The following is a 14,394-nucleotide window of genomic DNA, read 5'->3' on the forward strand; positions in this document are numbered from 1 at the left end:
ATCCAGTCATTTCTTCTCGACCACCGTCAGTTTGATTTGATCGGCCTCAGTCACCTTGATTTGCGGCTTTTCCTTGAAGTTCATCACCGTGCCGGTGACCAGAATCTTCTTCCCCTTGAAGTGATCGGCGATATCTTCAATCTTCGCCTTTTTGAAGCTTTCCACGCCGTCCTTGGTGACGAACACGGTGAAATTCTTGGGGTCTTTGAAATCGATGTGGGAGTTCAGGTAACCGTTGCCGTTCCGCACGGAGGCCGATTTGACCTCCAGTTCGACAGTCACCTTTTGATCGATCTTTTTGGCCGCTTCCTCAATCGTGAGCGGCTTGGGGGCATCCTCGGCCCCGGACATGGCGACGGACATGAGAACACACGCAACAGCCGCGAACAACCGACGCATGACGAATCTCCGCTATTTGACTGAATGAAGGGAATGCTTCCCTCCCCAGTTTATTGGCGAACAAGTCGGCAATCTTCGGCGCCGGGTGAAGAATTGGAGAAGGTCCGGCCGGAGGTGTCACGTCCGACGAAAGGCGTCGCCGAGATGGTCGATGATGTCCGTGGCGATCAGGGAAACCGGTCCCCGGCTTTCGGCGGCGATATCCCCGGCCAGCCCGTGAATATGGACGCCCGACACGGCCGCGTCGAACGGTTCCATCCCCTGGCCGATCAAAGCGGCGATCACGCCCGTCAACACGTCCCCCGATCCGCCGGTGGCCATGCCGGGGTTTCCGGTGGTGTTGCGATACATCCGGGTTCCGTCTGTCACCAGCGTGGCGTGCCCCTTGAGGACGAGAATAACGCCGCGAGTGCGGGCAAACTCGAAGGCCAGATTCTCGCGGTGCGCCTGGACAGTTTCGATGCTGGAATTGATTAACCGGGCAAATTCACCGGGATGCGGCGTGATGAGGGTTGGTTTTGTGCGATCTTTCAGCCGGGTGGCGGGCAATTTCGCCAGAGCGTTCAGGCCGTCCGCGTCGATCACCAACGGGCATTCCACCCGCTCCAGCAAACCACCCAGCATTTCAGGCATGGACTCAGACTGGCCCAGCCCCGGCCCGACCGCCGTCACCGTGGACCAATTGGAGAGGGTCGCCAGGTCGTCCGTGGCGGCCGCCGCGAACCGGCCGCGCAAATCTTGGGGCAGCGCGGCCGTCATGTAACAAGGATTGGCTTGGGCGACGATGGGTTGGATTTCCATCGGCACGGCGACTTGCACCAAACCGGCTCCGGCCCGCAACGTCGCCGATCCGGTCAGCACGGCCGCCCCGGACATGCCACGGGAACCGGCAATCACCAACACCCGGCCGAAATCCCCCTTGTGAGAGTCCGGATTGCGCGGGGGGAGTTTGGGCGGGGTGGTCACGTCAATCACTGGCGGGGTTCCGTCTTTTGGAAAAACCGGCTGTCCGGGGTGACAGTCATTGTCACTTGGACATTTGGGGGATCGATACACGGAGGTGGGTTCATCATAAGGTACCTGCCGGCCCGCCGGGCGACACCCCTATTTTTTGAATCGCCCCGGATCTCGGACGGGCCAAGTCCTCCAACGATGCTCACTGATATTTTTTCCAAGTTTCTTCAATTCGTGCGGCGAGATGCTTCGCTGATGAATCATAAGCGGCCGGATCACCCCAGACCCGTTTGGGGTTGAGGATTTCCGAAGGGATGCCGGGGCACTCGGTCGGGATGCTCAACCCGAAAAACGGTTCCGTTTCAAAAGGCATTCTTGCCAGTTCGCCGGTGAGCGCGGCCCGGAGCATGGCCCGCGTGTGTTCCAAGCTGATGCGTTTGCCGACACCGGGACCGCCGCCGGACCATCCCGTGTTGATCAGCCAGACGGGGGCCGTGTGGGCGTCCAGTTTTTGGCGAAGCAGTTCCGCGTACACTTTCGGGGGCAACGGCAAAAAAGGAGAGGCGAAGCAAGTGCTGAACGTCGCCTGCGGTTTGGTGACCCCCACTTCCGTGCCAGCGACTTTCGCCGTGTAGCCGCAGAGGAAATGCTCCATCGCCTGCGTGGAATTTAGTCGGCTAATCGGCGGCAACACTCCGAAGGCATCGCAGGTGAGGAAGAAGACATTCGTCGGATGCGGACCACACCCCGAGGGTTCGGCGTTCGGAATGAAGTCAAGGGGGTAGGCCGCCCGTGTGTTTTCGGTGATCCGCTGGCTCGTGTAATCCGGTTCGCGGGTCGTCGGATCAAGCGGGACATTCTCCAGCACGCTGCCAAACCGCACGGCCCGGAAGATTTGTGGTTCTTTCTTCTCCGAGAGGTCGATGGTCTTCGCATAGCATCCCCCCTCGACGTTAAACACCCCGGCGTCGGACCAGCCGTGTTCGTCGTCCCCGATCAACCGGCGTTCCGGGTCGGCCGAGAGGGTCGTTTTGCCGGTGCCGGAGAGGCCGAAAAAGAGGGCCGTGTCCCCCTCTGCCCCGATGTTCGCGGAGCAGTGCATGGAGAGGACGCCCTTCCACGGCAACAGCCCGTTGAGGATGGTGAAGATCGATTTTTTGATCTCCCCCGCGTAATGCGTTCCGGCGATCAGAACTGTCTTGCGGTCAAAGCTGGCCGCGATCACCACCGGCGAATTCAACCCGGCGGGGACGGGGTCAAACCGGAGGTTTGGCAGGGAATACACGATCCAGTCCGGCTCGAATGATTCCAACCCGGCGGGGGGAACCCGCCGAAAGAGGTCTTGCGCGAACAGGGCCTGCCACGCCTGCTCGGCGATCACCCGCACGTTGATCGAATGTCCCGGTTCGGCGCAGGCAACGGCATCAATAACAAACAATTCTTGCAAGGAGGCGTATCCGCGCGCCTGCAACACGAGGTTGTCGAACAACTCCGGCGACATGGGTTGATTGGCCGCCCAGTCGATCTTGCCTTCGGTGCTTGGTTCGCGGACGGTGAACTTGTCCTTGGGGGAACGAGCGGTGCGTTCGCCAGTGTAGGCGACCAAGGCACCGTTGGCCGCGAGTTTTCCCTCGCCACGCGACAGGGCCATTTCAACAAGGATCGCCGGGGAAAGATTCGCGTGGATCGTCTTCGCCGTGATGCCGTGCCGGGCCAACTCCGCCAACATGATTCGAGTCCCTTCTGGTTTCGTTCAAAGGGACATTCTAGGAAGTGTCGGAACCCGGCGGGGAGTCATGATCCCGCGCAATCTGAACGCCCGAAGATTCTTCTACTTTTCAAATGCCGCGAACGTCAGTCCTTCGATGTGTTTGTCGCTTTTGAACGTCTCCGTCCAAGTGATCGCGTCTTTTGACGTGAAGAGGCGGCCCTTCCACGCAACCCCGACGAAAAGGCCGTTGCCGTGGGTGGCGAATTGCGGGGCGTTTTTGTTGGGTTTGCGTTCCCACATCTTGCCGTCAGCCGAGAAATACGTCGCCCCGGCCCCCACGGCCACGAAACGATCTTTTGCCCAAACGATGGAGTTCATGTGTTCCCCTTCGTCGCCGATCTGCCGGTCGGTCCAGGTGATGCCGTCCTTGGTCGTCATCCGCAAGCCGTGCAAGCCAACGCCGACGAACACACCGTTGCCGTAAGCCACGTCCACCAGTGTGTCGATGGCCTTGGTCTCGGGGGCTTCCTTCCATTCCTTGCCGTCGGTTGACGCCGCCCGTCGGCCCCGGTCGCCCACGGCCACATAGAGGTTGTTCCCGAAAGCCAGCCGCCGGAGGATGTGCTTGCCGGGGATGTCAAGCGGTTCGGTCCACGTTTCACCGGTTTTGGTGAACAACACGAACGGCCGGGACGATCCGACGCTGCCGGGGTCGCCGCCGAGGGCGACGAATTGTTCCTTGCCAAAACCGAGGCCGCGGGCGTATTTGACATACTTCGCGTCAATGAATTGCGTCTTCCACGTTTTGCCGTCGGCCGTGCTGGCAAAGATGTTCCCGCCGCCGTAACTGCCCACCGCGACGGCATGCCCGTTCCCAAAGCTCACGGCCCGATAGGTCTCGCCTTCCTTGCCGGTCTGCTTGTCGGTCCAGGCAACCCCATCGGCCGAGGCCATGCGAAGGCCATCATGCCCGACGGCGATGAACAAGTTCATTGACGACGCCCCCAAGAAAAGAGACTCAAGAGAAAACATTCAAGAGAAAACATTCAAGAGAAGACTAACCACAAAGGCACAAAGATCACACAAAGTTTCACAGAGAAGACCAAAACAAAAGCGAAGTGAAGAAGAAAGATCACAGAGCATAAGCGAAGAAACAATGCTTGTTGATTTTGCTCCGTGTTCTTTCTTCTTCACTTCGCTTGTTGTCTTTATTTTCACATTGTTTTGGTCTTCTCTGTGAAACTTTGTGTGATCTTTGCGTCTTTGTGGTTAATGCCTTATTTCTCTCCCGAAACCACCTTCACTGGCACCGCGCCGCCGGTGGCGTCACAGATGCGGAACATGAATTGCCAGTTCTGCGCCCAAGAATCTTTCTGATTGTTCTGGCACACTTTCACCAGCAATTCGTTCTTGCCTTTTTTCAAGGTGCCAAGGGCAAGGTATTGATCGAAGCGTTCGCCGTGGTGGTATTCTTCGCGGGCATAGATCGGCTTGCCGTTGAGGAAAATCTTGACGGCACAGTAACTGCCGAACCGCAGTTCCACCGGACGGTCGGCGTCGCTCTCGACCACGGTGTAAGCATAAGCGGCCGCGTCCATGTGTTTGGCGATGGATTTGTTGAAGTTCACCAAACCATAGGTGTCTTCGGAGGCCAAAGGCTGCCACTTCACCTCCGCGCTGTCTTTGCCCTTGTAAGCGGCCTTGAGATCCACCCCTTTTTCCGGCTCATAAACCTTGTCGAAGCCGGTTCCCTTGGCGCTGTCAAAGGGGCCGACGATAAACCATTTGTTCACCACGCCGAAGTGAGTGGTCAGGTCCGGCTTGCCGCCGAGTTCCTTGAGGGTTTTGGCAATCTTCTCGGCCTGATCTTGGTCGCGGCTCGCCTCGAACAGCTTTTCATAAACCGGCAGGGCAGCCTTCGGGTCTTTCTTCGCGTCGGCCTCTGCCTTCGGCAACACGGCGGCAATGGCATCCCGGCGCAGGTCGCCGCTGGGATCGTTGATGAAACCGGGCAACAGGCGGTCGGGGGCCTTCGGATCGGCTTCCGTGAGAAGCTCATAAGCAAGCCGTCGACCGACCGGGCCGTGCTTGGTGTCCAGCACAAATTCTTCGAGTTGTTTGGCGGGAATCATTTTGCCGGACGCCTTCTCCTTTTCGGCGATGGCATTGACGGCTGACCGCAACCAGTTGCTGGTGAGCGGGGTCGCGTCATCCATCGCGGCCAGCGTCGGGAACAGCGATTCGCCCCCTTGGGAGACAAGCAGTTTCCACGCCGCCTGAGCCTCCGGATTGCCCGCCCCTTCGCGGGTGACGGCTTTGATTTCTTTGAGGAGTTTTTGGGCGTCCTCGGCGACGGCGATGTTTGCGGCCGTGAACAAACTAAGAGTGATGAGCCAGCGCATGAGTGCGACAACCTCCTGAAGTGCGGCGGGCGGGGCTTGGGAAAGTGTACTTGAAACAGATCACTGAAGCGAGATGCGTGCCGACTGGGCCTCCATTTGGCGGCGAAGGCCGGAGAAATACGTCGTCAGTTCCTCGGCCGATTTGACTTTGCCCTTGGAACAACTCCCCGTCGAACACCCGCCGCCGGTGGAGCATCCCCCGGTGGAACAACCGCCGCCGGAAGATCCGCAGGACGAACAGCCGCTTTTCTCTTGAACGGGTTTGTTGGGGGATGTCAGGTCTTGGAGCGTCACCAACAGGCCAAATTCGCGTGAAAGTTCTTCAAACATTTCCGAAACATCGCACTCATCCCAATGGACGGCTTGCATGACGGCCTGTGTGCCATCAAGCAGTGTTTCGCCATCGAGAAACATGATGGGCAATCCACTCGCCTCGGCCCTTGTTTGAGCTTCCGCGAGCAACCGCCCGGCCATCTCCCGGCGTTCCGTCAACACAACCCGATCCTCGGCGGTCATTGCCCGCATCAACTCGCCGGGCCGGGCATGGTTCAGCGAATCAGCCAAGGCGGCATCCAATACCTCGCCCGCCTCCAGCCCGCGCACGGTGCGGACGACGACGGCATCCCCCCGCCGGTATGCCGATTCGCCGGAGGCGGCAAACCGTCCGACGAAACCGCCCAAGCCATGCGAAACCAGATAGTCCATGAGAATCCGCAAGAGGGGAAACGATCGGGCCAATTAAACAGGCTTTTTGTGTGAGATTCCCAAGAGCCCCACTGTGTCAGCGGTGGGGGTGGCCGTCACACTCGGGAAGCAACCCCCACCGCTGACGCAGTGGGGCTCTTGGAATCATTTGAGCATGTTGCTGCTTGCTTTTCGCCTTACGCCTTCACTGGCGGCTCAAAGTCAAAGAACTCGTACATGTGCTTGTCGTATTCTTCCTGGCCGAATTCGGAACTCAGGTCGAGACGCAGTTCGTTGATGACTTTGAAGCTGAAATTGTTCAGCCAGTCTTTCCAACAGGCAGAGCAGATTTCGTTGTAGATACGTTCGTAAATCGGATCCGGCATCGGCGGGGCGGGAAGTTGCACCGCATGACGGCCGGCGGCGCACATCGAGCGATGGCACTTGAAGCCGGTTTCCGGGCCGAGATCTTCCGTGGACTTGGGAGCCTCGGGAATCGCGGCGCCGTGTTCCTTCAACAGTTTGGCCATCTCGTCGCGCGGGATGCGGTCGCCCCGTCCCTCGGCTACCCGCCAGCCGGTTGTCCAAGTTTCCACCGCCTCGGCCACCCGTCCCAGTTGCTTTTGGGAGAGGCCGAGCAGTTGGTACACTTTGGAAAAATTCGGCTCGATGACGATGGCCCGCTGGAAGCTCTTGGCGGCCTCCGCGTGCTGGTTGTCTTCGGCAAGGAGTTGGCCAAGCCGGAAGTGCCCGAGTTCGTCCTCGGGTTCCGCTTCGGTCATGTTCCGAAATTGGGCGATCCGGTCTTGAAGCATGCTCATGGTCGTCGGTCACGTCCGGGAAAGGCTGGCAGGGGCGATACCTAGTTATGATACACATTGCCGGGAAGAGATTGGCCGGTAACCAAGAAAGACAAAAAAGCGGGGCGGCCTGACAGGCCGTCCCGCTTGCGATGAGCCAATGCCGGTTGAACCGTTCTTGAGAATCACACCCCGGTGAACAGGCTCTTGATGACCGAACCCCGGTTCAGTTGAACCGGCCGGTTCAGCCGGTCGCGGATTTCGATGCCGGGTTCGATGCCCAGCGTGTCGTACACGGTGGCGCCGAGGTCATCCGGGCTGAACGGGGTTGTCGTCGGGTAGGCACCGGTCTTGTCCGATTTGCCGATGACTTGGCCCCCGCGAACACCGGCCCCGGCGAACAGGCCGCTAAAGCACGCGGCCCAGTGATCGCGGCCGCCATCTTTCATGCTGATCTTCGGCGTCCGGCCGAATTCACCAATCACCACCACCAGCGTGTCGTCCAGCATCCCCATCGTGGTCAGATCGTCGAGCAGAGCGGAAACGCCCTTGTCCGTCGGCGGGAGCAAGTCCTTCTTTAAGCGGTTGAAGTTGTTGCTGTGCGAATCCCAGTTTTGCACCTTGCCCATGTTGGCTTGCACCACCGGAACGCCCGCCTGCACCAAACGCCGGGCGAGCAACAACGATTGGCCAAACATATGACGGCCGTACCGGTCGCGGGTTTCGTTCGATTCCCGGCTCAGGTCAAACGCCTGCCCGACCTTGCCGGACGTGAGCATGGCGAATGCTTTTTCCTGTTGTTCGGTCAGTCGGCGGCTCTCGGCGATGGCCGCCAACTGGTTCTGGCCTTTGTTCATCTCCCGCAACAGAGCCTGGCGGTCCCCGAGCGAATCAACATCGAACCCGGCGGGGATGCTCATGTTTTCGACTTTGAAGTTCTTCCCGTTCGGGTCTTGGTTCAACTGCCACGGGTCATACTTCGGCCCGAGGAACCCGGCATGTTGACCCGGCCAGAGAAGCGGGCCTTCGCTCAGAAAGAACGGCAGGTTGACGCCCGCCGGAACGCCCGCCGCCGGGGGCCGGTGATAGCTGACGCCGGCCGCGTAGACGGGCCAGTCATCGCGGGACAGGATTTTGTCGAACCGCACGCCCGGTTGCAAAGATCCCGTGGTCACATGGTGGGTGGCCGCCGTGTGGTTGTTGTCCTTGTGGGCGAATGAACGCACCACGGCGAACTGTTTGGCCCGAGCCGCCAGCATCGGAACGTGTTCGCTAAACTGCAATCCCGGCACGGCCGTGGGGATGGTCTTGAACTCGCCGCGAATCTCGACCGGGGCATCCGGCTTGGGGTCAAATGTGTCAATGTGGCTCGCCGCTCCGGTGAGGAACACCAAGATCATCGACTTCGGCTTGCGGGGTGATCCCGAAGCTGTCGTGGTGGAAGCGGCCCGCGTGATTCCGGCGGCCGACGCCCCCAGCAACATCGAATAGCCAACCTGCATCACTTCGCGGCGATTCAGCCCAATCCGGTGCGTGTGGGAAGATGTCATCTGGCGGGAACCTGTCAGGCGAGAAGGTTATGGTCGGCGGGAGGTCGGGAATTCAAATCGGCGCATTCCCAAACCCACCGTCAGTTTATCCTCAAACCGCGAAACATTCCAATGGAAATGTTCGTGTCGAAAATCATCTCTCGTTTTTTCCCGGCCTCAATTTTCTTGTTCTACATTCGTTTGACCGCCCGTTCCCGCTTAAGTCTCGCCCGTTGAAGGACTTCCATATGGACACGCCGACACCTGTCCGGCCAGGCTTTCAATTGTTTCGCCGCGATTTCCTTGTGGGGACATTGGCCGGGGTGGTCGGCAGCGCCGCCGGGGAGTATTTGGCGCCGTTGGAATGGAAACTCAAGACGATGCCCGAGGGAGCGCAACTTTCCTTCTCCCAAGCCGGCGAGGACATGGTGGTTCTCGGTTTGCTCAAGTACCTGAAGATCGAAAAGCCCAGCTACATGGATGTCGGGGCATTCCACCCGACCATCGGCAGCAACACCTATCTCATGTACCGCCTCGGCGGGCGCGGCGTGTTGATCGAACCAAACGTGGACATGATCCCCGATTTGAAGGGAAAGCGGCCGGGGGACACCGTGTTGAACATCGGCATCGGCCTCGATGACACGCCGGAAACCGATTACTACGTGATGAACTATCCCCAACTCAACACCTTCGACGCCGACGAGGCCAAGCGCCGGGAACGAGACTCCGGCGGCAAGACGGTCATCAAGCAGATCGTGAAGATGCCGTTGGTGAACATCAACAAAGTCATCGTCGAGCATTTTCCCGAAGGCTCCCCAGATTTTCTGTCGATCGACACCGAGGGCCTTGACCTGATCATCCTCAAAACAATGGACTACGCCAAACACCGGCCAAAGTTGATCTGTGCCGAAACGATGGGAGATGAAGGCATCCGCATGATTCCCGCCATCACGGAATTCCTGGCCTCCAAGGATTACGTCGTCCGGGGCATGACTCTCGCCAATACAATTTACATCGACAAGAAACTCTTGGGCTGAATTCGAGCCAATCGGGTCGTCATGTCCTCTTCAAATACATGAGCAGTCCAACAAAAGCGGTCGAGGGCTGCCATGATTCGGACCATTTTTTCTGCCGTCATCGCCTTGGGTTTCACCCTCCTTTTTTGCCCTCCTTCCCTGGCCACCCTTCAGGGGGACGATTCGGCCGTCGTGGCCGGTGCGGTGGCGTTTGAAATCACCAAGGTGATTGTTCTCTTCTTCTTGATCCGATTCGTGATCGGGCTTTTCGTGTCCACTCCGCAAAATTAGAGCCGCTTTGGACCGCATTTCCGCTGATGCCATGGACTCGTTTGACGGGATGTTCTTTTCAAGAAGATGATCCCCCGCCCCCGCCAATACAATTTACATCGACAAGAAACTCTTGGGCTGACGGCCGCTTCCCCGGCCGGGGCGGGTCACTATGCCGGTCGAAATCGCGGACCAGACGATCATTGAGTTCGATGTTCGCACGGACGAAATGCTTGTCAACATGGGGCCGCAGCACCCCAGCACCCACGGGGTTTTGCGGCTCGTTCTCCGCACGGACGGCGAAATCATCTCTGAAGTCGTCCCTCACTTGGGTTATCTGCACCGCTGTGCCGAAAAGGTCGGCGAGAACGTCACCCCGATTCAGTACATCCCGTACACGGACCGGATGGATTATCTGGCCGGGATGAACATGAATCTCGGCTACTCGCTGGCGATTGAAAAACTCGCCGGGCTGAAGATCCCCGAGAAAGCCCAAGTCATTCGCGTGTTGATCGGGGAGTTAAACCGGGTCGCCAGCCATCTTGTCGGCATGGGGGCCTACGGTCTTGACCTCGGCTCGTTCAGCCCGTTCCTGTATGCCTTCCGCGAACGCGAACACATTCTCGATCTCTTCGAGGAAGTCTGCGGCGCCAGACTCACCTACAGCTACCTCACCATCGGCGGCGCCCACGACGACCTCCCGCCGGGCTTCCTCGACCGGGTGAAAAACTTCATCGCCTACTTCCGACCTCGCATCGCCGAATATCACGCGATGCTGACGAACAATCACATCTTCGTGAAACGCACCGCCAACATCGGCGTATTGTCCAAAGACCGTGCCCTGGCCTATGGATGCACCGGCCCGATGTTGCGGGCTTCGCTTGACCGATCCAAGGGCGATCCCGATTGGGATCTCCGCAAAATCGAACCCTATTCCGGCTATGAAACCTATCAGTTTGACGTGCCGCTTCCCCCGTTCGACAAAGCCCCGCCCGGCACGGTCATCGGCGACTGCTGGCACCGATTCTACGTGCGCATGCTGGAAGTGGTCGAAAGCCTGAAGATCATCGAACAAGCGGTCGAACGATACCCAACCGCTGCCGGTTCGCACCGGGTGGAACCCCCTCGGGCCTTGCCCCCCGGCGAATGCTACGTGGAAACCGAATGCCCCCGAGGCCAGATGGGCTTCTACGTCGTCGGCCGCCCGAGCAAGGAAAACGTCCCCCTGCGCGTGCGGGCCAGATCATCAAGTTTCTGTAACCTGAGCGTGGCCAACGAACTCTGCAAAGGCTGCCTGATCGCCGATGTCCCGGCCATCATCGGAAGCATTGACATTGTGATGGGGGAGATTGACCGGTGAGCCAGATTGCCTCAAAGAATAGCTTGACTGGCCGGGCTCGTGCCAATTTGATCAAGGCGAGATGTCACCGGAGAAAAATCCATGACCGCCATCTTCTATTCGGATTGCAAGGCCACGTCTCCCAAGGGCAAGTTCACCTTGGAAGCCCGCTCCCCTCATAACGGGACGATCAACCATCGGGACGGGCAGCCGCCGGCAGAAAATGAGTTCGGGTTCAAGTATCGTGAACATCAAAGCAACTTCCGCTACCGGCTCATTGACAACACCCGGCAACCGTCTTCCGGACAGATGAACGGGAGCGATGGCGGTTTTATTGTTTGGGAGCGATGGCAAGAGGACGACGAGGACTCGCCGCATGAGTTGGTGGTTTCGGATGATGGCTGGTCGATTCTGAGGACTCACGGCTTTCGGCCCGAACTCATCGCGGTTTCCCCCGTCGGCGAAGACACGCTGCGGGTGAGAATCGATGGCGCCGGATCGGAACATGCGATTCGATCAGGAAGCATTCCCGTCTATTCATGGAGTCCAGATTATCTGGAATTCTCGTCGGCCGGGCTGTATTGGACGGAGCATTCCTGGCGATTCTTTTTTCCGCATCAGGGAAGTTTCTATTTCGCTTGGCGAACCTCTTGCGGACAGTGCCTCCTGCTCAATCTCTCGGCATCCACCCTCCTGCCAACCCCCGATTCATCCGATCCTCTGTCGCAAGCCATGATTGAGGGTGAAAAGCAGGGGGTAATCGATCTGCTGTCATCCTTCACGGAAAGAATGAATGAAGTCCGCAACTGGTTCCGACGGGGAACCAGTGAAAATACCGGCCGGGAAGAAATGGACCCGCAAGTCCGATTCCTGACCGCCGCCTTTCATCTGGCGGGGGTTCATCGCCTGACAAGTGCGATCCCGCTCTTGCGGAAATGGGAAGAAATTGATTGCCGAAGCAGGTGCACGGGTTCGGACGCCATGCCCGGAAGCTGGTGGCTGGAAGTGCAATGCTTTCGCCCGATCCTTCATCATTCACTGCGTCTGCTCGGACAAGAACCCCTTGGCTACGCGACCTATCACTTCACCCCGGACTTTGAGCGCCGATTCCCAATGCCGGAACATGTTCCTAACCGGCAAGCCAAGACAGCCCAAGTCCGGCCGGAGATGACGGCAGAACAAGTCCTGCAATTGCTCGGATCACCGGACCACATCCAATCCGTATGGCGTCAGGAAGGGGAGATTCATCGCACGTCGGAACATTGGGAGTACGACTTTCTTTCCGGCGATCAGTGGACGACGTTCCGCATCACTTGGGAAGAAAAAAAGCGGGACAGGTCATTCGACCGGAAGAACCGGCCAGACCCAACAAGCCAGATCACCCAGATCGAAACGGAGCCGTCATCTTGGTTGCACACCGATAAGCGGGTGTCAAACATCCTTCGTGGCTGATGCCGAATCGCATGGATCAAACAAAAACGCCCGAACCGGCAACGGTCCAGGCGTTTGTTTGTTGTTGTCGGAGAGCTTACTTTTTCAGGTCAAAGTTGATGACGTTTTTGCCGGGTTTTAGCTCGGCCGTCAGTTCGGACTTGGAGTGATACTTCTCCGGCAAACCCTCGGCCCGGTCGTCCAGCAGTTCGCCGGAGTCGGTCTTGAATTTTTTGCCGGTCAGTTTCGACCAGCGAATCTCGACGCGATACTTGCCCGGCGGCGGGCGGTTCTCCGGGTTCAACACGATCTTGCCGTCCACGATGCTCCCTCCGCCGCTTCGGCCCCCTTCGCCTGTGGCCACCAAAGAGATGGCGCCCGCGTCGACGGGTTTTCCGTCATAGGTGACCGTCCCCTCCAAATCGGTCGCCTGATCGCCGCAACCCGCCAGCATCGCCAGCGCCACGGCCAGGCCGGCCATTGATGTCTTTCTCATGTGATTCCCCTTCCGAACGGGATGCGGATTAGAAGTCGCCCAACGGCAGGCCGTCGTCCGGGAACATGAGTTTCTGGAACACAAAGTTGGTCTTGCCCGGCAGACAGCCGGTGGCCCCGGTGGAGGCGGCGTCGAGGGCCGGCTGGCCCTTGGCGGTCGGCGAGGTTTCGACGGTGTTTTTCAGGAACCGAACCGAACCGTCGCACAAGCCGATGTTCATCCCGCCGGTGTGGCCGCTCGACGAGCCAAGCCGAAGACACGGATCGCGTCCGGCGATTTCACCCGGCATCTGGGAGGTGGTCCCGGCTTCGTTGCAGCAACCGGAGCCTCTGGTGCCCAGATACTTGGTGTTTGGCCGCCAGTTGGCGATGAAGCGATTAGACCCGCCCGTCTGGGATGAGTTGCCCGGCCAAATGCCGGCCAGGCCAAGGAGGCTGTCGCGCTCGCCGAAGAGCATCGTGTTGCTGCTGCCGTCCATGATGGAGGCAATCTTCGTCCGGTCCCGGCCGCTGCCGACCCCGTCCATCACGCCGACACTGGCGACGTAATTGGTTTTGCCATAGTTGCTGAAATTGGCGTTGGGGCTGTTATCCTGCGGATCGGACGGACAAAGATAGGTGGAGATTTTCGTCTGAAGCAAATTGCCGTTGGCGGTCGCGGCTGGCATGTCGGTCTGGGCGGTGTCGTAGCTGTCGCCCGGATTGATCTTGGCGTACAGCGAGCCTTGTTCGATGTAGGGCAGGAGATACACGCCCCATCCATACTTGTTGGTCCCCACCGCCCCGGACGGGAGATACCCCGCGACATCGTGATAGCCGTGGCAAGCCAGCCCGAGTTGCTTGAGGTTGTTGGAACACTTCATGCGATTCGCGGCTTCGCGGATCTTCTGCACGGCGGGCAAGAGCAGGCCGATCAGAATGGCGATGATCGCAATCACCACCAGCAACTCAATGAGGGTAAAACCTCGGCGGGGATGGCCCCGCCGGTGAATGGAGAGAAACATGGAAGAATGCTCCGAATCGAGGGAGAGAGAGCCTGTCATTGGTGGCGCCGCGCGGACACCAAAATCCGACAGTGATTAATAAATCTGTCTGTTTCGTAAGATTCAAGAGCAAATGAGCAACCGATTAAAGTAGCGGTCCCGGCGTGAGCAGAAAGATGTTTTTGCCCCCACTTCAAGGCAGTTTCCCGGTCTCAAACCGGGCAGGGAAAGGCCGGTTTTCCAGCCAGAACGGACGGGATTACCTACTTGAAAGTGGCCAGATCACTGGTTGGATGCTGGTTATCTGAAGTAATAATCGTTAAAATGTCAGACAGTTCAGGCCTTCTCTGCGGCAAACAACCCCGTTTGGTGGCGTGGTTA

General features: G+C 58.7%; 14 protein-coding genes. 4 read left to right on the forward strand and 10 right to left on the reverse strand.

The features are described from left to right. Nucleotides 1–6: 6 nt before the first annotated feature. The 8 genes from BGIM_RS0118025 to BGIM_RS0118060 all read right to left on the reverse strand — a co-directional run bounded on the left by BGIM_RS0118025 (nucleotide 7) and on the right by BGIM_RS0118060 (nucleotide 8,500). The gene (locus tag BGIM_RS0118025; protein ID WP_020471138.1) at nucleotides 7–399 is read right to left on the reverse strand and encodes a hypothetical protein; all 393 of its coding nucleotides are present in this window, start codon (nucleotides 397–399) and stop codon (nucleotides 7–9) included. A 117-nt stretch (nucleotides 400–516) separates the two neighbouring features. Further along, nucleotides 517–1,374: an NAD(P)H-hydrate dehydratase gene (locus tag BGIM_RS0118030; protein ID WP_020471139.1), complete on the reverse strand. Its 858-nt coding sequence runs from the start codon at nucleotides 1,372–1,374 to the stop codon at nucleotides 517–519. 181 nt (nucleotides 1,375–1,555) lie between these two features. Then, complete coding sequence (gene pckA, locus BGIM_RS51085; protein ID WP_020471140.1) at nucleotides 1,556–3,082, reverse strand: phosphoenolpyruvate carboxykinase (ATP); 1,527 nt, start codon at nucleotides 3,080–3,082, stop codon at nucleotides 1,556–1,558. A 102-nt stretch (nucleotides 3,083–3,184) separates the two neighbouring features. After that, the gene (locus BGIM_RS0118040; protein WP_020471141.1) at nucleotides 3,185–4,057 is read right to left on the reverse strand and encodes a WD40/YVTN/BNR-like repeat-containing protein; all 873 of its coding nucleotides are present in this window, start codon (nucleotides 4,055–4,057) and stop codon (nucleotides 3,185–3,187) included. Nucleotides 4,058–4,341: 284 nt separating this feature from the next. After that, complete coding sequence (locus BGIM_RS0118045) at nucleotides 4,342–5,466, reverse strand: hypothetical protein (protein ID WP_020471142.1); 1,125 nt, start codon at nucleotides 5,464–5,466, stop codon at nucleotides 4,342–4,344. A 60-nt stretch (nucleotides 5,467–5,526) separates the two neighbouring features. Beyond that, nucleotides 5,527–6,171 carry a hypothetical protein gene (locus BGIM_RS0118050; RefSeq protein WP_029630152.1) on the reverse strand — a complete coding sequence of 215 codons (645 nt, stop codon included), beginning with the start codon at nucleotides 6,169–6,171 and terminating at the stop codon, nucleotides 5,527–5,529. 176 nt (nucleotides 6,172–6,347) lie between these two features. Continuing rightward, nucleotides 6,348–6,971: a Fe(2+)-trafficking protein gene (locus BGIM_RS0118055; protein ID WP_157369190.1), complete on the reverse strand. Its 624-nt coding sequence runs from the start codon at nucleotides 6,969–6,971 to the stop codon at nucleotides 6,348–6,350. A 164-nt stretch (nucleotides 6,972–7,135) separates the two neighbouring features. Continuing rightward, nucleotides 7,136–8,500 carry a DUF1501 domain-containing protein gene (locus BGIM_RS0118060; RefSeq protein ID WP_020471145.1) on the reverse strand — a complete coding sequence of 455 codons (1,365 nt, stop codon included), beginning with the start codon at nucleotides 8,498–8,500 and terminating at the stop codon, nucleotides 7,136–7,138. A gap of 227 nt (nucleotides 8,501–8,727) precedes the next feature. Between BGIM_RS0118060 and BGIM_RS0118070 the strand changes: the two genes are divergently transcribed. The 4 genes from BGIM_RS0118070 (at nucleotide 8,728) to BGIM_RS0118085 (ending at nucleotide 12,556) form a co-directional block, all read left to right on the forward strand. Next, nucleotides 8,728–9,516, forward strand: a complete 789-nt coding sequence (locus BGIM_RS0118070) for an FkbM family methyltransferase (RefSeq protein WP_029630153.1) — start codon at nucleotides 8,728–8,730, stop codon at nucleotides 9,514–9,516. A 72-nt stretch (nucleotides 9,517–9,588) separates the two neighbouring features. After that, entirely contained in the window at nucleotides 9,589–9,786 is a 198-nt protein-coding gene (locus tag BGIM_RS0118075; protein ID WP_020471147.1) for a hypothetical protein, read from the forward strand. 151 nt (nucleotides 9,787–9,937) lie between these two features. Beyond that, on the forward strand, nucleotides 9,938–11,125 hold the full coding sequence (locus BGIM_RS0118080; RefSeq protein ID WP_020471148.1) for an NADH-quinone oxidoreductase subunit D: 1,188 nt from the start codon (nucleotides 9,938–9,940) through the stop codon (nucleotides 11,123–11,125). An 81-nt stretch (nucleotides 11,126–11,206) separates the two neighbouring features. Beyond that, entirely contained in the window at nucleotides 11,207–12,556 is a 1,350-nt protein-coding gene (locus tag BGIM_RS0118085) for a hypothetical protein (RefSeq protein WP_020471149.1), read from the forward strand. A 76-nt stretch (nucleotides 12,557–12,632) separates the two neighbouring features. Here the strand turns inward: BGIM_RS0118085 and BGIM_RS0118090 are convergent, their stop codons facing one another. Then, nucleotides 12,633–13,031, reverse strand: a complete 399-nt coding sequence (locus BGIM_RS0118090) for a hypothetical protein (protein ID WP_020471150.1) — start codon at nucleotides 13,029–13,031, stop codon at nucleotides 12,633–12,635. Nucleotides 13,032–13,059: 28 nt separating this feature from the next. Then, nucleotides 13,060–14,034, reverse strand: coding sequence for a DUF1559 domain-containing protein (locus BGIM_RS0118095; protein WP_020471151.1), 975 nt, complete (start codon nucleotides 14,032–14,034; stop codon nucleotides 13,060–13,062). Between the last annotated feature and the right edge of the window lie 360 nt (nucleotides 14,035–14,394).

It is taken from the genome of Zavarzinella formosa DSM 19928 (assembly GCF_000255705.1).
Taxonomy (GTDB): domain Bacteria; phylum Planctomycetota; class Planctomycetia; order Gemmatales; family Gemmataceae; genus Zavarzinella; species Zavarzinella formosa.